We start from the raw sequence: 20844 nt of genomic DNA, 5'->3' as shown, positions 1-20844 counted from the left end.
CCATCACCAGAACGTCTCTTAATCTATCGAAGCTGCTTCGAGTTGCTGACTTTCGTCATTCAAATCATCCTGTCCCTCGAACTTCACGCTGCGATAACGGTTCATACCGGTACCTGCAGGGATCAGCTTACCAATGATAACATTCTCTTTCAGACCAAGCAGCTGATCGACTTTACCTTTGATGGCTGCATCGGTCAACACGCGAGTCGTCTCCTGGAAGGAAGCCGCTGACAAGAACGAATCGGTTTCGAGAGAAGCCTTCGTAATCCCGAGCAGAACCGGTTTGGCAACCGCTGGTTCTTTTCCGGAGAGAATGGCCTCTTTATTGGCAGTTTCGTATTCATGCATATCCACGAAGGAGCCTGGCAGCAGGTTGGTATCTCCCGCATCAACGATACGGAATTTACGCAGCATCTGTCTGATCATAACTTCTACGTGTTTGTCATTAATTTCTACACCTTGGTTACGGTATACGCGCTGTACTTCCTGCAGGATGTAGTTCTGCACGCCACGGATACCTTTGATGCGAAGCATTTCCTTCGGATCAATGGAACCATCGGTCAGTTCATCCCCGGCTTCAATGTGCTTGCCTTCGCTTACGCGCAGACGGGAGCCATAGGTAACCGCGTATACTTTAGTCTCAGCTTCACCTTGTATTTCGATTTCACGACGGTCTTTCGTTTCGCGGATTTCTTTAACGACGCCGTCGATCTCACTAATGGTCGCTTGACCTTTAGGATTACGGGCTTCAAAGAGCTCCTGGATACGCGGAAGACCCTGCGTAATATCATCACCGGCAACGCCGCCTGTGTGGAATGTACGCATCGTAAGCTGTGTTCCCGGTTCGCCGATGGATTGAGCCGCGATAATTCCAACCGCTTCACCAATCTCAACATGCTTACCTGTAGCCAGGTTACGACCATAACATTTCTTACAAACGCCGTAACGTGCACGGCAGCTCAAGATGGAACGAATTTGAAGTTTCTCAACGCCAGCTGCCACGATTTCTTCAGCTTTGTCGGAGTCAATCAATTCGTTACGATTAACGATGATCTCCTTGGTCTCCGGATGACGGACAGTTTCAAATGCATAACGTCCTTCAATACGGTCGTAGAGATCCTCGATAACTTCTTTACCGTCCTGAATACGGCTAACGGTAAAGCCTTTATCTGTGCTGCACTCGTCTTCGCGGACGATAACATCCTGAGCAACGTCAACGAGGCGGCGAGTCAAGTAACCCGAGTCAGCGGTACGAAGCGCTGTATCGGCAAGACCCTTACGAGCACCGTGCGTGGACAGGAAGTACTCGAGTACTGTCAGTCCTTCACGGAAGTTCGATTTGATTGGGAGTTCGATGATACGACCCGACGGGTTCGCCATCAGACCCCGCATACCACCGAGCTGGGTGATCTGCGATTTGTTACCCCGTGCCTTGGAGTCCACCATGAGCATGATGGAATTGAAGCGGTCCATCGACTTCATGAGTACTTCCGTAATATCGTCTTTGGTCTTGGACCAAATGTCGATGACACGGTCATAACGTTCTTCATTCGTGATCAAGCCGCGACGATATTGATTCGTTACCACTTTAACCTTCTCGTCGGACTCTTTCAGAATTTCATTCTTCTCGTCAGGTACGATAACGTCCGATACCGCAACGGTTACGCCTGCACGAGTAGAATAGGTGAAACCGAGCTGCTTGATTTTATCCAAAATCACAGAGGTTTCCGTTGTATGGTACGTTTCGAAGCAGCGTGCAATGATGGAACCCAGGTATTCCTTGCCAACAGCTCCGCTGATCGGCAGCTCCTGAATCACCTTCTGAATATCTGCACCCTTTTCGTATACGAAATACTTCTCCGGCGTACCATTCAGCAGATTTGTGCGAGTCGCTTCATTGATATACGGGAAGCTGGCTGGGAAAATCTCGTTAAAGATAATCCGGCCGATCGTCGTAACCAAAATCGCATCCTGCTGTTTTTCCGTAAAGCTGGTTTTGCCAAGTGCCTTAACCGGAATCGCTACGCGTGCATGCAGACCAGCTGCTTCACGCTGATAAGCGGATACCGCTTCGTTTACACTGCCCAGGATCATGCCAGTACCTTTCTCTTCCTTGTTATCCATGGTGAGATAGAAGGAACCCAGCACCATATCCTGAGATGGTGTAACAACCGGTTTACCGTCTTTCGGGTTCAAAATGTTACCCGAAGCCAGCATGAGCAGGCGTGCTTCAGCCTGTGCTTCAGCAGACAAAGGAACGTGAACCGCCATTTGGTCACCGTCAAAGTCAGCGTTATACGCTGTACATACGAGCGGGTGAAGACGGATCGCATGGCCTTCGACCAGAATCGGTTCAAATGCTTGAATACCGAGTCTGTGAAGCGTCGGTGCACGGTTCAGAAGAACCGGATGCTCTTTAATGACTTCTTCGAGCACATCCCATACTTCTGGACTTACACGTTCTACTTTGCGTTTGGCACTCTTGATATTATGGGCAAGGCCTTTGTTTACGAGTTCCTTCATCACGAAAGGCTTGAAGAGCTCAAGGGCCATTTTCTTAGGAAGACCGCATTGGTACATTTTCAGGTAAGGACCTACAACGATAACGGAACGACCGGAATAGTCAACCCGTTTACCGAGCAAGTTCTGACGGAAACGTCCTTGCTTACCTTTCAGCATGTGGCTGAGAGATTTAAGCGGACGGTTACCAGGACCTGTGACCGGACGACCGCGGCGGCCGTTATCGATCAGTGCATCGACGGCTTCCTGCAGCATGCGCTTCTCGTTCTGTACGATAATGTCCGGTGCCCCGAGATCAAGCAGTCTTTTCAGACGGTTGTTCCGGTTAATAACACGACGGTACAGATCGTTCAAGTCGGAAGTCGCAAAGCGTCCACCATCAAGTTGAACCATTGGACGAAGCTCCGGCGGAATGACCGGCAATACATCCATGATCATCCATTCCGGACTGTTGCCCGAGTTGCGGAACGCCTCAATCACTTCCAGACGTTTGATCGCCCGGTTGCGGCGCTGACCTTGTGCAGTGCGCAGTTCTTCTTTGAGGAATTCAAGCTCTTTGTCGATATCAATATCTTGAAGGAGCTTCTTGACAGCTTCAGCACCCATGCCTGCCTGGAATCCGTAACCATATTTCTCGCGATAGCTGCGGTATTCTTTCTCGGACAGCAGTTGTTTCTTCTCCAGTGGTGTATCTCCTGGATCGGTTACAACATACGATGCGAAGTAAATGATCTCCTCAAGAGATCTTGGGGACATATCCAAAGCCAGACCCATACGGCTAGGAATCCCTTTGAAATACCAAATATGCGATACGGGAGCTGCAAGCTCGATATGACCCATCCGTTCACGACGAACTTTAGCCCGTGTAACTTCAACGCCACAGCGATCGCAGACGACTCCTTTATAACGGACACGCTTATACTTACCGCAATGACATTCCCAGTCCTTCTGCGGACCAAAAATCCGTTCACAGAACAAGCCTTCCTTCTCCGGCTTCAATGTACGGTAGTTAATCGTTTCGGGCTTCTTCACCTCTCCGCGAGACCAGGAGCGAATTTTTTCCGGTGAAGCAAGGCCGATCTTCATATACTCAAAATTGTTAACGTCCAACAAGGAGCAACCCTCCTCAACTTAGTCCTATTTATGTGCTATACGACCATAACACCACCGCCGACCATAAGCCGACGGGGGTGAATGATGACCGTTATTCCACTCCGACTTCAGTGCCTTCCAAGTTAAGGCTCAGTTTATCGCCTTGAGCATCATCTTCGTCATCGAGCTCTTTCATCTCGATTTCCTCTTCGTTCTCGCTGAGGATCTTGACATCCATACCGAGAGACTGAAGCTCTTTAATCAATACCTTGAATGATTCAGGAACACCCGGTTCCGGCACATTCTCGCCTTTGACGATGGATTCGTAGGTTTTCACCCGGCCGACCACGTCATCCGACTTGACGGTAAGAATTTCTTGCAATGTGTATGCAGCACCGTAAGCTTCAAGCGCCCACACTTCCATCTCACCGAAACGCTGTCCGCCAAACTGTGCTTTACCACCCAGCGGCTGCTGTGTAACAAGCGAGTATGGTCCCGTAGAACGGGCGTGGATTTTATCGTCAACCATGTGCGCGAGCTTGATCATATGCATGACACCAACGGTAACTTCACGTTCGAAACGCTCACCTGTCCGTCCGTCATACAATACGGTCTTACCATTGCGCTGCATGCCGGCTTCTTCCATCGTATCAAACACGTCATACTCACTCGCACCGTCAAATACCGGCGAAGCTACATGAATACCGAGCTGGAGTGCAGCCATACCCAAGTGAACCTCGAGTACCTGACCGATGTTCATCCGTGATGGAACCCCTAGCGGGTTCAACACAACTTGAACTGGTGTGCCATCTGGCAGGAACGGCATATCTTCTTCAGGCAAAATACGGGCAACGACACCCTTGTTACCGTGACGTCCGGCCATTTTGTCGCCTTCGGAGATTTTACGTTTCTGTGCGATGTAAACGCGAACCAATTGGTTAACTCCCGGCGGCAATTCGTCGCCGTTCTCACGTGTAAACACCTTCACATCCACGATGATACCATCACTACCGTGAGGAACACGCAGCGAGGTATCGCGCACTTCGCGAGCCTTCTCACCGAAAATCGCATGCAGGAGACGTTCCTCGGCTGTCAGCTCGGTTACACCCTTAGGTGTTACCTTACCAACCAGAATATCCCCGGCGCTGATTTCGGCACCGATACGGATGATACCGCGCTCGTCAAGATTCTTCAGCGCATCTTCACCAACGTTAGGAATATCACGCGTGATTTCTTCTGGTCCAAGCTTCGTATCACGAGCTTCGGACTCGTACTCCTCGATATGAATCGAAGTGTACACATCTTCTTTGACAAGTTTCTCAGAGAGAAGAATCGCATCCTCGTAGTTGTAACCTTCCCAAGTCATGAACGCAACGACAACGTTGCGACCCAGTGCCAATTCGCCCATCTCTGTAGATGGTCCGTCTGCGAGGATGTCACCTGTTTTGATTACATCGCCACGTTTAACGATCGGACGCTGGTTAATGCATGTTCCTTGGTTCGAACGCATAAATTTGTGTAATTTATGTTTAATAAGATCGCCTTTGACTTCTTGTCCGTCCACATTCTCCACGCGGCGGAGCCAGATTTCATTAGCGGAAGACCGTTCAATAATCCCGTCATATTTGGATACAATACATACACCAGAGTCTTTCGCAGACTTGTGTTCCATTCCTGTTCCCACCAGCGGTGCTTTAGGAATAAGAAGTGGAACAGCCTGACGCTGCATGTTGGATCCCATCAGGGCGCGGTTGGAGTCATCGTTCTCAAGGAACGGAATGAGCGCTGTCGCTACCGACACAACCTGCTTAGGCGAAACATCCATGTAATCTACGCGATCACTCGGCATAGGCAGGATGTTATCCGACTGCTTGTTATAACGGACGATAACCATTTCATCAGCAAAAGTGTTATCTTCCTTAAGCTCAGCGTTCGCCTGTGCCACGATATAGTTATCCTCTTCGTCCGCGGTCAGATAATCGATTTGTTCGGTTACTTTACCCGTCTTCGGATCCACCCAACGATAAGGTGCTTCAATAAAGCCGTATTCATTGATACGCGCAAACGTTGACAAGGAGTTGATCAAACCGATGTTCGGTCCTTCCGGCGTCTCGATTGGACACATACGGCCATAGTGACTGTGGTGAACGTCCCGCACTTCAAAGCCCGCGCGTTCGCGTGTCAAACCGCCCGGTCCGAGTGCAGACAAACGACGCTTATGCGTAAGTTCCGCAAGTGGGTTCGTCTGATCCATGAACTGGGACAACTGAGAGCTGCCGAAGAACTCTTTAATCGATGCAATAACCGGACGTATGTTGATCAGCGCCTGCGGTGTAATTACGTTCGCATCCTGAATCGACATTCTTTCACGAACGACACGCTCCATCCGGGACAAACCGATACGGAATTGGTTCTGCAGCAATTCACCCACAGAACGCAAACGACGGTTACCCAGGTGGTCAATATCATCCGTGTTTCCGATTCCATGCAGCAAGTTGATGAAGTAGCTGATGGAGGAAATGATATCCGCTTGCGTAATATGCTTCACGGATTTATCAATGTTTGCGTTGGCGATGACCTTCACGACTTTCCCATCCTCGATTGGAGAGAATATGTCGATCGTCTGCATTGGAATATCCACGCTGTCCATGACACCGCCGGCAACATGATAATTCTTAAAGCCAACACTCTTCTCAAGGTAAGGCATAATCTCGTCCAAAAGGCGACGGTCTACGGTTTGACCAGCTTCTGCAACGATCTCCCCTGTATCCGTGTCTATCAAACTCTCTGCCAAACGCTGATTAAAGAGACGATTCTTAATGTGAAGCTTCTTATTAATCTTGTAGCGGCCTACATTAGCCAGATCATAACGCTTTGGATCGAAGAAACGGGCAACAAGAAGGCTCTTTGCATTCTCCAGTGTTGGCGGCTCGCCCGGACGAAGACGTTCATAGATTTCGATGAGCGCTTTTTCCGTAGAGTCCGTATTGTCTTTATCCAGCGTGTTTTGAATATATTCATCATTGCCCAGAAGATCCAGAATCTCGGCATCTGTGCCAAAACCAAGTGCACGCAAAAGCACCGTCACAGGGATTTTACGGGTACGGTCGATCCGGACATAAATTATGTCCTTCGCGTCCATCTCCAGTTCAAGCCAAGCGCCGCGGTTAGGGATCACTGTAGCAGTGTACGTCGTCTTACCGTTTTTATCCACTTTTGTGCTGAAATAGACGCTGGGAGAGCGAACCAACTGGCTGACAATAACCCGTTCGGCACCATTGATAATGAATGTTCCGGTTTCCGTCATTAACGGGAAGTCTCCCATGAACACTTCCTGCTCCTTGACCTCTCCGGTCTCTTTGTTAATGAGCCGGACTTTCACGCGGAGCGGCGCCGCATAAGTAACGTCGCGTTCTTTCGCGTCATCGACGGTGTATTTCGGTTCTCCAAGGCTGTAGTCAATAAACTCTAGTACCAAATTACCCGTGAAATCCTGAATCGGCGAGATGTCCTGGAACATTTCGCGGAGTCCTTCCTCCAAAAACCATTCATAAGATTTTTGTTGGATTTCAATCAGGTTCGGAACTTCGAGTACCTCGTTAATACGAGCATAACTTCGCCGAGTGCGTCGACCATATTGAACAAGATGTCCTGCCAACTTAAACTCACCCCTCATGTCTACTCACTTTAAAAATTTCGTTGCGAACCTCTGTTTGTAACACTATAATGGACATACAGAGGACACTCCCATAAATAGAGAAAAGCCCTTATCGAATACCTTTTCGAAAAAAGAGCAGCTTATCCATGGTTATGATAATCATCTCATATCTTGTAGATTTGCCCAAAATGTACATATTATACGTCATTACGACCGACTTTATGCATAACTTCACACATTAAGTCTTGACATTTCAGTCAACTAAAGACAAAGAGACCATCCTAATACTGACATTTTATAATAATACCACACCAGCATACCCAAGTCAACAGCCTAGTTTAATCTATTTAAGAGGTTGTTCAAAAAGTCCGATTTTGATCACGAAGCGAATCAGGAAGCAACTTGGCATCGAATCTTGAATTCAGCCGGGCCTTCCGGTGCTCACGTACCCAAAACGTACGCTCCGCTCCTCGGTCCCTAGCTTCATCCAACCTTCTCGGTGCTGAAAATCGACCTTTTTGAACACGCATTTTAAGAATGTTTAATCGCTTTATAAATCCGATACCCTTTATCCTTTGTTACTTCCTCCACCTCTTGAAACAGACTCTCCAATTTTGCTTTCGCGGAAGGCGCACCCTGCTTCTTCTGAATGACAACCCACAACTGCCCATCTTCAGCCAAGTGACTCCAGGCTTTCTCGAATACAGCATGTACCGTATCTTTCCCGGCACGGATCGGTGGATTGGTTAGAATCACATCGAATTGCTGCCCCTCTACCGCTGCAAACAGATCACTCTCCAGAATGGACACATTGGAAATCCCGTTTCGCTTTGCATTCTCCTTAGCCAATTCGACAGCCCGGCTATTGATGTCGATCATTGTCACATGTCCCTGCGCTGCCAGCTTTGCCGCTGATAGACCAATTGGACCGTAACCACAGCCTACATCCAGCACTCTGGCATTTGAACGAAAGTTCATGGCTTCTATCAAAACCCGGCTTCCATAATCTACACCGCTCTTAGAGAACACACCTGCATCACTGATGAATTTGAAAGTCTGCCCACGCAGCTCCGTCTTTAACTCCTTGCGGTCATGAGCAATCTCCGGCTGATTTGAGTAATAATGTTGATTCGGCATCATTTCCTCCGTTTTGAATCAAATTCTGCCATCCTAAGATATCTAAGCTCCAAAATGCTCCATTATCCCAGTATAACCTTCCTTATGAAGAATCAATACGCTGTGCATTGAACTCCCTGCCACAATAACAAACCCCTTGAACAAATATTCAAGGGGTTTGTCTCTTGCTGACATGATCCAAAAAGTCGTTATTACTTAACTTCTACGGATGCGCCTGCTTCTTCCAATTTAGCTTTAACAGCTTCTGCTTCTTCTTTAGCTACTTTTTCTTTCAATGGTTTTGGAGCGTTGTCAACCAGTTCTTTTGCTTCTTTCAAGCCAAGACCTGTGATTTCGCGAACCACTTTGATTACGTTGATTTTGGACGCGCCTGCACCAGTCAGGATTACGTCGAATTCGGATTGCTCAGCAGCTTCAGCTGCACCAGCGCCACCTGCAACAGCTACTGGAGCTGCAGCAGTTACACCAAATTCTTCTTCGATTGCTTTTACAAGATCGTTCAGTTCCAGAACAGACATACCTTTAATTGCTTCCAAGATTTGCTCTTTGCTCATTTAAGTTGAACCTCCATTTATTATTAAGATTTAATGTTGTCGTTACATAGCTGAGGCAAGACAAAGCTTATGCGCTTTGCTCTTCCTTCTCAGCAACAGCTTTAACTGCAAGCGCGAAGTTGCGCACTGGCGCTTGAAGCACGCTGAGGAGCATGGACAAGAGACCTTCGCGGGAAGGAAGCTCTGCCAGAGCTTTGATTTCGCTCTCTCCGATTACGCGACCTTCTACTACGCCGCCTTTCAATTTCAACGCGTCGTTTTTCTTAGCAAAATCGTTAAGGATTTTGGCTGCAGCGACAGCGTCATTGGAACTAAATGCAACAGCAGTAGGACCAGTCAAGACTTCGTCCAGATCACTCAGTTCTGCTGCCGCAGTTGCGCGGCGAAGCAACGAGTTTTTCAGTACTTGGAACTCGACGCCAGCTTCGCGAAGCTGTTTACGAAGTTCAGTTACTTGCGCAACGTTCAGACCGCGATAGTCAGCAACTACTGTAGATACACTCTCGCGCATCTTAGCAGCAATAACATCAACCGCTTCTTGTTTCGCTTGAATCACTTTTGCGTTTGCCAATGATTACACCTCCTGGTTGTATTAGTAGCGTAAGAGCACCAGGCTCTCCGCTCTTCCTACGGGCACTAAAAAAGCCTCCGTAGAATCACGAAGGCCTGATGAATCATCATTTGGCCGGCATAACCGGACAAATCGTTGACGTTCTATCATAACACCTCGGTAGGAGATTAAGCCTGCTTAGGGCACCTACTGTCTACGGTAAGCATATTCAACTTTAGGGGTCAGTCTCGAAGACTCACAACTTTTACATAATAACAAACTTCATCGACATAAGTCAATGGTAATATTATTTGTAAGAAGCAGTGTTCACGCGAGCGCTAGGTCCCATAGTCGAGGAAACAGCCAAGCCTTTCAGGTATACACCTTTAGCAGCCGCTGGTTTCGCACGATTCAATGCATCGATGAGAGCTTTGAGGTTCTCATTCAGTTGAGCTGCATCGAAAGACACTTTTCCGATTGGCGCGTGAATTTGACCAGCTTTGTCCAGACGGTACTCGATTTTACCAGCTTTGATTTCTTGAACAGCTTTGGCAACATCGAATGTAACCGTACCAGCTTTAGGGTTAGGCATCAGGCCTTTACCACCGAGCAGACGGCCAAGTTTACCGACTTCACTCATCATATCAGGTGTAGCTACGCAGACATCAAACTCGAACCAGCCTTGTTGGATTTTGTTGATCATATCCTGATCACCAACATAATCAGCGCCAGCCGCTTCTGCCTCTTTCACTTTGTCACCTTTTGCAAATACCAGAACGCGTTGTGTTTTACCCGTGCCGTGAGGCAGGACAACAACACCACGAACAGCCTGGTCTTGTTTACGAGGGTCTACACCCAAACGTACAGCCGCTTCAACAGTTTCGTCGAATTTGGCAGATGCAGCCTTCTTCACAAGCTCTACAGCTTCCAAAGGCTCATAAGTTGCTTCGCTGTCAATCAGCTTCGCAGCTTCAACATACTTCTTACCATGTTTAGCCATGTTTGTTTTCCTCCTTTGTGGTGTTAGCGGAAATTCCTCCCACATAATCCGGACAAACGTCCGGTTTCAATCATAAGACGATTAGTCTTCGATTGTGATACCCATACTGCGGGCAGTACCTTCTACCATCTTCATTGCAGCTTCAACAGTTGCAGCGTTCAGGTCAGGCATTTTTGTTTCAGCAATTTGACGCACAGCATCACGCTTAACAGTAGCCACTTTTACTTTGTTAGGCTCGCCGGATCCTTTTTCGACCTTAGCAGCCACACGAAGCAGAACAGCAGCCGGTGGTGTTTTAGTGATGAACGTAAAGGAACGATCTTCAAACACCGAAATTTCAACCGGAATGATCAGACCAGCTTGATCAGCAGTACGAGCATTGAATTCTTTACAGAATGCCATGATGTTGACACCCGCTTGACCCAATGCAGGACCTACTGGAGGAGCCGGGTTCGCTTTACCTGCAGGAATTTGCAGTTTCACAATCTTGATAACTTTTTTAGCCATGGTTGACACCTCCTTGCATCAATAGTGGTAGCGGACGACAGAATGCGCCCTCCCACAAGAAACCTGAAGATTTAGATCTTCTCCACTTGAGTATAATCCAACTCCAGCGGGGTTTCCCGTCCAAACATGTTGACGTGAACTTTCAACTTGCTCTTTTCAGCCAAAATCTCTTCCACGGAGCCCACAAAATTCGCAAAAGGACCCACCTTGATCCGAACGGATTCCTTGATGTCGAATTCGATCCTCGGTTTCGGTTCTTCCATGCCCATATGCTTCAGAATCTGTTCTACTTCTTCTGGAAGCAAAGGCGTCGGTTTAGAACCGGACCCTGTCGAACCAACAAAACCGGTCACTCCTGGTGTATTGCGGACAACATACCAAGAATCATCGGTCTGAATCATTTCGACCAAGACATATCCCGGGTAAACTTTACGCATGACGGTTTTTTTCTTGCCGTCTTTGTTTACAATTTCTTCTTCCATCGGAACAAGAACGCGGAATATTTTGTCCTCCATGCCCATGGACTCGACACGTTTTTCCAAATTGGCTTTGACTTTATTCTCATACCCAGAGTAGGTATGAACTACGTACCATCTTTTTTCCATATCAAGCCACCTGGGACCCTTCTAAATTATCGCTTCGATCACAGCGGAAATACCGATGTCTACAACCCAAAAATAAATCGTGACAAACACAATGGTGCCGAGAACAATTAGAGTATAGTTCGTCAGTTCTTTACGATTGGGCCAGCGAACTTTTTTAAGTTCCGCCCAGCTTTCAGAGAAAAAGGAAAACAGAGACTTGAAACCACGTTTCACGCCGACTACACCTCCAAAAGAAAACTATCTGGTTTCGCGATGAGGAGTTTGCTCGTTACAGAACTTGCAAAATTTCTTCATCTCCATGCGGTCGGGGTGATTTCGCTTGTTTTTGGTGGTTGTGTAGTTTCTTTGTTTGCAGCTTGTACAAGCCAAAGTGATAATTACCCGCATGATGTGCACCTCCCGAAGACGTCCTTCTTTGACAGAAGAATCGATATTAATCCTAGTAGAAACAACCTCGTTCTCATCGAAACTCGGTTATTTCTGCGAGATGAATAAAACCGTTGTTCCAAGAGCTGTAACAACGATCCATCCATAAAACACGCGAATTTAGGCCTACCTAAAACACTTTATCACAAGGATAGCGCCATTTCAAGCCTTTTTCTCTCTGATTGCGGACTGCAATAAATGCCATTGCAAGCTGAACCAAGGAGCAAATCCCCGGTTATTGTAAACATGCCACTGTAAAAAACTGTGGCGTTTCACAGTCTTTGCCCATCCTGCATTGCATTTATTCCTATATTCAGTATGTTCAATCTTCTGACAGATGAAACACAAAAGAATATCATTTTGCAGGATGGACATCTTAGATTTATTCCTCATCATGTCTCGCCAGCTAAAAATACTGATAGAAAAGTAGACGAAAGATCCTGCCTCAGCCAACTTCCCATGCTCAGCAATTAAAAAAAGGCTCTGTTGAGCCTTCTGCTAATTATCCGACATTCACTTCTAGTTATCCCTGACCTCCAAATAACGTTCAAGCTTACGCTTTACCCGCTGGAGAGCGTTGTCAATCGATTTCACATGACGTCTTAAATCTACCGCAATTTCCTGGTAGGATCGACCGTCCAAATATAGCATCAGGACTTTCCGTTCCAGGTCACTCAAGATCTCGGACATCTTATCTTCCAGGCCGACAAACTCTTCTTGGTTGATGATCAGTTCTTCCGGATCGCTTACCGTTGTGCCGCAAATAACGTCCAGCAGCGTGCGATCAGAGTCCTCATCATAAATCGGCTTGTCCAATGAGACATACGAATTGAGCGGAATATGCTTCTGTCTCGTAGCGGTCTTGATTGCCGTAATAATCTGCCTGGTAATGCAGAGTTCGGCAAAAGCCTTAAACGAGGACAGCTTATCCCCTTTAAAATCACGAATTGCCTTGTACAGCCCTATCATGCCTTCCTGGACAATATCCTCCCGGTCAGCGCCAATCAAAAAATAAGAACGGGCTTTAGCTCGTACAAAATTCCGGTATTTATTGATTAAATACTCCAACGCTCCGCTGTCACCCTCACGGACCGCCTCGACAATGTCTTCATCACTTATCACATCATACCCTGACAACATGACTTCCTTGAGGTCCACACTCAATAGAATCCCTCCGGCCCGGAACGCACGGTAGCCCGTCACTCGCTTGAAATATATGACAAGTATATATGATGTCTACTAGACCGTCAACCATGTTCTACCTAAAATAGGCCGATAATAACATTTAATGTAAATCGTTTCATAGATTCACATACCGTTTCACTTTTTCCATGAGCCGGTCATACGTCCCTATTGTATCCGAACAGGGCTACTCCCTCCGCCAGCGCTCGAACATCTGCCTCACATCCGGCGGGAGCTTCCCATCCAGTGTATTTCTGCTCTTGGCCTGCTCTTTCGTTATCTTCTGCTTCACTTCACGCTCGCTCTGCTCTACTTCATTGAGCAATTCCCGGGCGGATAGCCGGAGTGCTCCGCGAGCAAAAATCACGTGCTGCTCAATCAAATCACTAGTCGCCACATAGATTTTTCGCCGGCGATGACTGAACTCTCCAACTAGCCGTTCAATGCACTCGTCGGCTGTCTCCTTCTCTTTCGTGAAGAATACCTGCACCTTGCCCTGCGTATAGGATCTTCCCAATCCAGGAACCCGGTAAGCATCAAAAATCACCACGACTCGAAGGCCTGAAAACGCTTGGTAATCCGCTAACTTTTCAAGCAGCACGTCCCGCGCTTCATGCATGCTGCTATTGGCGAGCTTCGCAAGAAATGGCCAGCCGCCGATCATATTATAACCGTCGACCAGCAGCACATCCCGCCAATCGGCCATCATCGCTAACCTTGAAGGCGGCGACGGCGAAGCACTTCATACATCACGACTCCAGCAGCAACCGAGGCATTAAGCGAGTTGATCTGGCCGGCCATCGGCAGCTTCACAAGCACATCGCATTTCTCGCGGATCAATCGCCCCATCCCTTTATTCTCATTACCGATGACGATAGCAACCGGCCCATCAAAAACTTCAGTGTCATACAGTTCCTGATCAGCGTCCACGACGGTTCCTACTACCCACACGCCCATTTCCTTCAGCTGGTCGATGGTTTGGCCCAAGTTGGTCACTCTGGCTACAGGCACATACTCTACTGCGCCGGCGGACGTTTTGGACACCGTTGCTGTTACTTGCGCGGCTCTGCGCTTAGGCAGTATGACGCCGTGAGCGCCCGTGCAGTCTGCCGTACGGAGAATCGAACCCAGATTGTGCGGATCCTCGATCTCATCAAGCAGCAGCAGGAAAGGCGGTTCGCCTTTTTCCTCCGCAACCTTCAGCAAATCTTCCACTTCCACATAAGCATAGGGTGCCGCTTGGGCAACCACGCCTTGATGCTGAACGCCCGGAACCATCTGATCCAGCTTGCGTTTGTCCACATGCTGAATGACGATGCCCAATTTCTTTGCTTCGGCGATAATCGGCAGGGTCAGATGCTTTTGCGCGTTTTCGGCAATCCATATTTTGTTGATCGTACGTCCTGATTTCAGCGCTTCCGTTACGGAGTGCTTACCGGCTACTATTTCCTCTTCTTGCATCATGTCGGTTTCCTCCTGCATATCAACCGGTCTTCCCTATCCTGTAACCTGAGGATACCGGCTGTATTGTTTCAATGTTGATGCTATTCTTTTCCCGCGGCTATTGAACAGACTCCTCAATAAACATAATGCTCTTCCCAATCAGATCACGGAGCCGATCCTGCTCTCCTGTATAATATAAATATCCGACCAGTGTTTCAAACGCTGTTGCATGCCGATATTCGAGCACGTCAGCATTTTTCGGGATGCTGCCTGACTTGGCATTGCGTCCCTGACGCACAATATCGCGTTCTTCCCCTGTCAGCTCTGGCTCCAGAAAAGCCAATATTCGGCTCTGCGCCTTCGCTGACACATATCCCGTTGCTGTACGGTGCAAGTGATGAGGGCGAAGATTGGCTTTTGATATCAAAAACTGGCGAACCGCCACCTCATAAATAGCATCCCCGATGTAGGCAAGCACGATGGGCGGGATTAACCTCGCCGGCTTTGATGGCGGAAAGTCAAACCAGCCTGCTGCGGGATCATGATGCTCCGGCCCGCCGCTCATTTGCGCCGCCAGCGCATGCCTTGCGCTGTATCCTCGAGCACGATGCCTTCGTCCGCCAGCTTGTCGCGAATTTCATCCGCTCTGGCCCAATTCTTGTTCTTCCGGGCTTCGATACGTTCGGCGATGAGCGCTTCAATCACCTCGTCCAGAAGTTCCTCCGTGCCTGTATTTACGATACGCAGCACACCGTTCATTTCATTGAAAGCACGCAGCATATCATGCAGATCAGCGGCTGGAATAGAGGCCTCCTTCAGCAGCTGGTTGGCCTCACTGGCCCATTGGAACATCGCGGTAATAGCATCCGGCGTGTTGAAATCATCCTGCATCTTCTGGTGGAATTCCGCCAGTACAGCTGATATTTTCTCCGCAACATGCGGACTCACTTGATCTTCCTTGGAGCCGATTGCCGTATTCAATCGATAATTGATATTCGCTGCCGCATTCGCCAAACGCTCCACACTCTTCTGTGCTTGATCCATCACCTCATCGCTGTAATTCAGCGGGTTGCGGTAGTGGGTGGACAACATAAAGTAACGTACAGCTTCTTTTGTATATTGTTCGCGAAGTTCCTTAACCAATACACCATTGCCTAGCGATTTCGACATTTTCTCGTTATTAATACGGATATACCCATTGTGCATCCAATAATTCGCAAGCGGTTTACCTGTCAATGCTTCGGATTGGGCTACCTCGCATTCATGGTGCGGGAACTGCAGATCCTGACCGCCTCCGTGAATATCCAGCGTATCCCCAAGATAGCGGCGCGCCATAGCGGAGCACTCAATATGCCAGCCTGGACGTCCATCCCCCCACGGGCTGCTCCAGGAAATCTCTCCTGGCTTCGCGGCTTTCCAAAGAACAAAATCCTCCGGGCTCTCTTTCCGCTTATCCACCTCGATCCGAATACCGAATTGCAGCTCATCCAGGTTTTGCTGGGACAGCTTGCCGTAATCGTCAAACTTGCGTGTCCGGTAGAACACGTCTCCCCCGTTCTCATACGCAAAGTCACGATCTATAAGTTCCTGGATGAACTCAATGATGCTCTCCATATTGTCCGTCACCCGCGGATTCAACGTCGCTCTTGGAATGCCGAGGCCATCCAAATCTTCGTAATAAGCGCCAATAAACTTATCCGCCACTTCGGGAACTGTCGTGCCAGTCTGCTCAGCTTTGCGAATCATTTTGTCATCCACGTCGGTAAAGTTGACTACATAATTCACATCATTACCCTGATTCTCAAAATAAGCTCGAACCACGTCGAAGAAGATCATCGGCCTGGCATTTCCGATATGGATATAATCGTAAACTGTAGGACCGCATACATAGATCTTTACTTTCCCAGGTTCCTGAGCGATAAACGTTTCCTTCATACGGGTTAGTGTATTATAGATTTGCAGTGCCATATTGTATCATCTCAATCCTTTCGTTCTATGGTTTGTTTCAATAAAAACTCTCTATTCTTCTTTAGTCGTAGATACGACCGCCCCCGAAACTCTTGCCTGCTGCTGATCCTGTTTGTTCTCATGAAGCTCTGCGCGCAGCTGATCGATCTCCTTCTGCATGGAGCGCAGGGTATCAACGATCGGATCGGGCAGGTTCGTGTGATCCAGCCGGTCGCGCACCCGCTCCCCGTTCTGCTTCACGATCTTCCCTGGGTTCCCAACGACGGTACTGTTTGGAGGAACCGGCCTTAAGACAACGGCATTGGAACCAATATTACAGTTATCCCCTATCGTGAAGGAACCTAGCACTTTGGCCCCGGAACCGATGACCACGTTATTGCCAATGGTCGGATGCCGCTTCCCCTTTTCCTTACCAGTTCCGCCGAGCGTGACTCCCTGGTAAATCACCACATCATCTCCGATTTCGCAGGTCTCTCCAATGACAACCCCCATACCATGGTCAATAAACAAACGCTCTCCGATACGAGCTCCTGGGTGAATCTCAATCCCGGTCATAAACCGGCTGATCTGAGATATGATCCGGGCCAGCGAATACCAGCGCCGCTTAAACAATGCATGAGCTACCCGATGCCCCCATAATGCGTGAAGCCCCGAGTAGGTGAATACCACTTCGAAAAGTCCCCGGGCAGCCGGGTCATTCTCGAACACTGTCCGAATATCCGATTTCATCTGTTTAAACATGAACGCTCCCTCTTTCCCCTCTTCCAATCGCGCATGCCATTTGCTGTCCATCGTTATTCCTGTAAATAAAAAACGCCCCTGCAGCTTATCGCTGCAGAGGCGCTTGACCGCGGTTCCACTCTGCTTAGAACCGGTACAAGCTTCCTCCCTTGGTGAGGGACGGATTCTACCGATTCTCTTCATGTCATTAACGGCAGACGACCGGCATGATCTAACGATATTGTTCGCTTCAACCATGCAGCTCACAGGTGCATTTCCGCTGCAGGCGACGGGACAATTCTCAGCCGGCAAATTCAAGGTGGTCCTTGTCTTCTGCCGATTGCCCTCTCTGGAACGTGCCTGTTTTACGCGTACTTCTCCTGATCGTAGCTTTTATATGTTTTATATTTGTTGATCTAGTTGATGGCAACCACAACGCTCTATAGAACGCTGCGCTGACGGATTGTGCTTCCGATCGCTGTTGCCTCCCGATTTCTTTAACGATATTACTAAGGTTGAAATCGGAAGACAAAGGCGAACGCTTCGCTTCTACAACACAATTCCGTCCTCTCCGCTACTTTCGCCGTAAAAGTGGTTGCAACTAACCTAGATCAAATAATATTCGACTTATAGTTTGGAGTAATTATAACTGATGTTATACAGACTGACAAGGCACGTTTATCAGGGGAAACGTCTGCTCGGTTTATGCACCCTTAATCTGCGAACGCAAACGGTCAAGCACGCGGCCCTTGCCCAGCAGCCAGATCGTTTGATTGAGATCGCGGCCATGCGTTTGACCAGTTAAAGCCACACGGATCGGCATGAAAAGCTGTTTGCCCTTAAATCCGGTCTCCTTCTGCACTTCTTTGATCATGGCAGCGATCTTCTGTGCGTTAAACTCATCGGACTGTTCAATCTTCGCAAGGAATGCGGACAATACGGCTGGCACCTGCTCACCGCTCATCACTTCAATCCCCTCGGCATCCAGCTCCAGATGAGTACGGAAGAACACATCGGACAGATCTACGATATCCGAAGCCGCCGTCATCTGCTCTTGATACAGCGCTACGAGTGCGCGTGCCCATTCTTCTTGCTCTGCGGTCAGCTCGGATGGCAAGCGGGTGGCTTTCTGCAAATGCGGAATGGCTAGATCAGCAATGCGATCCGGATCGGCATTCTTGATATACGTATTGTTCAGATGAGCCAGCTTATTCGTATCGAATACCGCCGGGCTCTTGGAGAGGCGATGCTCATCAAAGATCGAGATCAGCTGCTCCCTAGAGAACACTTCCTCTTCCCCTTCCGGAGACCAGCCGAGCAGTGAGATGAAATTGAAGAGCGCTTCAGGCAGATAGCCAAGCTGGTCATACTGCTCGATGAACTGAATAATTGATTCATTACGTTTGCTCAGTTTCTTGTGATCATCACCTACGATCAGGGTCATATGTCCAAACTGAGGCGGCTCCCATCCGAAAGCTTCATAGATCATCAGCTGGCGCGGCGTGTTGGAGATATGATCCTCTCCGCGGAGCACATGGCTGATCTTCATCAGATGATCATCCACCGCTACAGCGAAATTATAGGTAGGAATGCCGTCTTTTTTGACAATAACGAAGTCGCCGGTCTCTTTGCTATTAAAGCTAATGGTACCCTTCACCATATCATCGAATGTGTAGGTACGCTCTTCCGGTACGCGGAAACGAATGCTCGCCACACGACCTTCGGCTTCAAATGCGCTGCGCTGCTCGTCCGTCAGATCGCGGTGCTTGCCAGAATAACGCGGCGTTTCGCCACGAGACATCTGCTCTTCCCGCTCCTGCTCCAGCTCCTCCTCGGTGCAATAACAACGATAAGCAAGGCCCCGATCCAATAGATCCTGCCAATATTCTTTATAAATATCAAGACGTTCGGTCTGGCGATAAGGTCCATACTCGCCGCCGACATCCACGCTTTCATCCCAATCCATACCCAGCCACTTTAAGTATTTCAGTTGACTCTGCTCGCCGCCTTTAACATTGCGCTTCACGTCGGTATCCTCAATGCGGATAATCAACTTGCCGTTATGCTTTCGTGCGAATAAATAATTAAATAATGCCGTTCTAGCATTACCGATATGTAAATGTCCCGTTGGACTCGGTGCATAGCGCACGCGGACTTCTTCGGTCATTGTAACCCCTCCGCTTCTCTATTCTTTCAAGTTATCAGTTTATCAGAAATTCCCTTCCTGAATACATGCTTTAAGATGATAGCATACCTTTTACGAGGCAGACAACCGACTGTGCGGCAATGCCTTCGCCCCTGCCGGTGAACCCGAGCTGTTCGGTAGTCGTTGCCTTTACGTTCACCTGTTCCACTGTAGCATCAAGCGCCTTGGCGATCACTTCTGCCATTTGCGGAATATAAGGTGCCATCTTCGGTTTCTGTGCAATAATCGTAGAATCGATATTACCAAGTGTATACCCGCGTTCCTTCGCCATGACCCATACTTGCTCCAAAAGTTTCAAGCTGTCTGCGTCTTTATAGGCCGGATCATTGTCTGGAAAATGACGTCCAATATCGCCAAGCCCGAGCGCCCCCAGAATCGCATCGGTTACAGCGTGCAGCAGCACGTCGGCATCGGAGTGTCCAACCAATCCTTTTTCATACGGAATTGTAACACCGCCGATAATGCACGGCCTTCCTTCTACGAGCTGATGTACGTCAAACCCTTGTCCTACTCGAATCATTCCAAGTTCTCCCCCTTACGTTTCTGTAAAAAAGCCGCATATTCCAAATCCTCCGGCGTGGTGATCTTAATATTGCTGTATTTCCCCTCTACCACCGTTACCGGATACCCTGCACGCTCCATGAGCATAGCATCATCGGTACCTGTGAACCCATCCAGCGCTGCGCTCTCATGAGCAGATCGCAAGTCGGAAAGACGAAAAGCCTGTGGGGTCTGAACGGCCCACAGACTTTGACGGTCCGGGGTGCCTGTAATCTGCCCCTTACCGTTCACCTGCTTAATCGTATCCTTCACAGGAACCCCCAGCACGGAGGCACCCTCGCGGATAGCTGCATCGCGGCAGGATTCAATTTCTTCTTGTGTTACAAACGGCCTAACACCGTCATGTATCATTACCCATTCCGAAGAGATTTGCTTAATGCCTTCATACACGGACTGCTGCCGCTCACTTCCGCCCGGAATGACAGCGGACACCTTGTCCAATCTGTAATCCTGAATCCAGGTTTGGCAGCGCGGGACATCCTCTCTTCCCGTCACAAGCACAATCTCCTGCAGCCATGGGATCTGGCTGAACACTTCAAGCGTATGAACAATGATGGGTTTACCTTCCAGAGCCAAGTATTGCTTGCTCTCCCGGGTCCCCATCCTCGTCCCCTTGCCCGCTGCTACAATAACAGCGCCGAAGTTACCCATCATTATACCAAACTCCTGTCTTCACCCTTCACGCCGCACCTCGGCGGAAAACGGATATGTATAT

Annotated in this window: 20 protein-coding genes and 1 other annotated feature; of the genes, 1 reads left to right on the top strand and 19 read right to left on the bottom strand. The window is 48.6% G+C overall.

The window, feature by feature from the left end:
- Positions 1–18: 18 nt before the first annotated feature.
- The 16 genes from rpoC to cysE all read right to left on the bottom strand — a co-directional run bounded on the left by rpoC (position 19) and on the right by cysE (position 17383).
- Positions 19–3633: a DNA-directed RNA polymerase subunit beta' gene (gene rpoC, locus AM231_RS27645; protein ID WP_054405486.1), complete on the bottom strand. Its 3615-nt coding sequence runs from the start codon at positions 3631–3633 to the stop codon at positions 19–21.
- A gap of 91 nt (positions 3634–3724) precedes the next feature.
- Positions 3725–7270, bottom strand: coding sequence for a DNA-directed RNA polymerase subunit beta (gene rpoB / locus AM231_RS27640; protein WP_054405485.1), 3546 nt, complete (start codon positions 7268–7270; stop codon positions 3725–3727).
- 531 nt (positions 7271–7801) lie between these two features.
- A complete protein-coding gene (locus tag AM231_RS27635) occupies positions 7802–8407 on the bottom strand; it encodes a class I SAM-dependent methyltransferase (RefSeq protein WP_054405484.1) in 606 nt (201 codons plus the stop codon).
- A 191-nt stretch (positions 8408–8598) separates the two neighbouring features.
- Complete coding sequence (gene rplL, locus AM231_RS27630) at positions 8599–8961, bottom strand: 50S ribosomal protein L7/L12 (RefSeq protein WP_053491286.1); 363 nt, start codon at positions 8959–8961, stop codon at positions 8599–8601.
- 67 nt (positions 8962–9028) lie between these two features.
- A complete protein-coding gene (gene rplJ / locus AM231_RS27625) occupies positions 9029–9532 on the bottom strand; it encodes a 50S ribosomal protein L10 (protein WP_053491285.1) in 504 nt (167 codons plus the stop codon).
- Between the two features lie 58 nt (positions 9533–9590).
- Positions 9591–9749: a sequence feature (ribosomal protein L10 leader region), on the bottom strand.
- A gap of 69 nt (positions 9750–9818) precedes the next feature.
- Entirely contained in the window at positions 9819–10511 is a 693-nt protein-coding gene (rplA, locus tag AM231_RS27620; protein ID WP_053491284.1) for a 50S ribosomal protein L1, read from the bottom strand.
- Positions 10512–10592: 81 nt separating this feature from the next.
- Complete coding sequence (gene rplK / locus AM231_RS27615; RefSeq protein ID WP_053491283.1) at positions 10593–11018, bottom strand: 50S ribosomal protein L11; 426 nt, start codon at positions 11016–11018, stop codon at positions 10593–10595.
- A 71-nt stretch (positions 11019–11089) separates the two neighbouring features.
- The gene (gene nusG / locus AM231_RS27610; protein WP_053491282.1) at positions 11090–11623 is read right to left on the bottom strand and encodes a transcription termination/antitermination protein NusG; all 534 of its coding nucleotides are present in this window, start codon (positions 11621–11623) and stop codon (positions 11090–11092) included.
- 21 nt (positions 11624–11644) lie between these two features.
- Positions 11645–11836, bottom strand: coding sequence for a preprotein translocase subunit SecE (gene secE, locus AM231_RS27605; RefSeq protein WP_006212940.1), 192 nt, complete (start codon positions 11834–11836; stop codon positions 11645–11647).
- 24 nt (positions 11837–11860) lie between these two features.
- Entirely contained in the window at positions 11861–12010 is a 150-nt protein-coding gene (gene rpmG, locus AM231_RS28480) for a 50S ribosomal protein L33 (RefSeq protein WP_006212941.1), read from the bottom strand.
- A gap of 558 nt (positions 12011–12568) precedes the next feature.
- Complete coding sequence (sigH, locus tag AM231_RS27595) at positions 12569–13213, bottom strand: RNA polymerase sporulation sigma factor SigH (protein WP_053491280.1); 645 nt, start codon at positions 13211–13213, stop codon at positions 12569–12571.
- A 205-nt stretch (positions 13214–13418) separates the two neighbouring features.
- The gene (locus AM231_RS27590) at positions 13419–13937 is read right to left on the bottom strand and encodes an NYN domain-containing protein (RefSeq protein WP_053491279.1); all 519 of its coding nucleotides are present in this window, start codon (positions 13935–13937) and stop codon (positions 13419–13421) included.
- Positions 13938–13942: 5 nt separating this feature from the next.
- Positions 13943–14695 carry a 23S rRNA (guanosine(2251)-2'-O)-methyltransferase RlmB gene (gene rlmB, locus AM231_RS27585; protein WP_054405483.1) on the bottom strand — a complete coding sequence of 251 codons (753 nt, stop codon included), beginning with the start codon at positions 14693–14695 and terminating at the stop codon, positions 13943–13945.
- 97 nt (positions 14696–14792) lie between these two features.
- Positions 14793–15239, bottom strand: a complete 447-nt coding sequence (locus AM231_RS27580; protein ID WP_053491278.1) for a Mini-ribonuclease 3 — start codon at positions 15237–15239, stop codon at positions 14793–14795.
- Complete coding sequence (cysS, locus tag AM231_RS27575; RefSeq protein WP_054405482.1) at positions 15236–16642, bottom strand: cysteine--tRNA ligase; 1407 nt, start codon at positions 16640–16642, stop codon at positions 15236–15238. The genes AM231_RS27580 and cysS overlap by 4 nt, the downstream gene beginning before the upstream one ends.
- Before the next feature lie 51 nt (positions 16643–16693).
- Positions 16694–17383 carry a serine O-acetyltransferase gene (gene cysE, locus AM231_RS27570; RefSeq protein ID WP_054405544.1) on the bottom strand — a complete coding sequence of 230 codons (690 nt, stop codon included), beginning with the start codon at positions 17381–17383 and terminating at the stop codon, positions 16694–16696.
- Positions 17384–17564: 181 nt separating this feature from the next.
- On the opposite strand from cysE, the gene AM231_RS29760 reads away from it, so the two are divergent.
- Positions 17565–17777 carry a hypothetical protein gene (locus AM231_RS29760; RefSeq protein WP_131724809.1) on the top strand — a complete coding sequence of 71 codons (213 nt, stop codon included), beginning with the start codon at positions 17565–17567 and terminating at the stop codon, positions 17775–17777.
- A 288-nt stretch (positions 17778–18065) separates the two neighbouring features.
- Here the strand turns inward: AM231_RS29760 and gltX are convergent, their stop codons facing one another.
- The 3 genes from gltX to ispD form a co-directional block, all read right to left on the bottom strand.
- Complete coding sequence (gene gltX, locus AM231_RS27565) at positions 18066–19529, bottom strand: glutamate--tRNA ligase (protein WP_054405481.1); 1464 nt, start codon at positions 19527–19529, stop codon at positions 18066–18068.
- 70 nt (positions 19530–19599) lie between these two features.
- Complete coding sequence (gene ispF, locus AM231_RS27560; protein ID WP_054405480.1) at positions 19600–20088, bottom strand: 2-C-methyl-D-erythritol 2,4-cyclodiphosphate synthase; 489 nt, start codon at positions 20086–20088, stop codon at positions 19600–19602.
- Positions 20085–20783, bottom strand: coding sequence for a 2-C-methyl-D-erythritol 4-phosphate cytidylyltransferase (gene ispD, locus AM231_RS27555; protein WP_423212949.1), 699 nt, complete (start codon positions 20781–20783; stop codon positions 20085–20087). The genes ispF and ispD overlap by 4 nt, the downstream gene beginning before the upstream one ends.
- Between the last annotated feature and the right edge of the window lie 61 nt (positions 20784–20844).

It is taken from the genome of Paenibacillus solani (assembly GCF_001277345.1).
GTDB lineage: Bacteria > Bacillota > Bacilli > Paenibacillales > Paenibacillaceae > Paenibacillus_AQ > Paenibacillus_AQ solani.
Note: the sequence above shows the minus strand (reverse complement) of the source record. Positions and strands in the feature narration are given on the sequence as shown.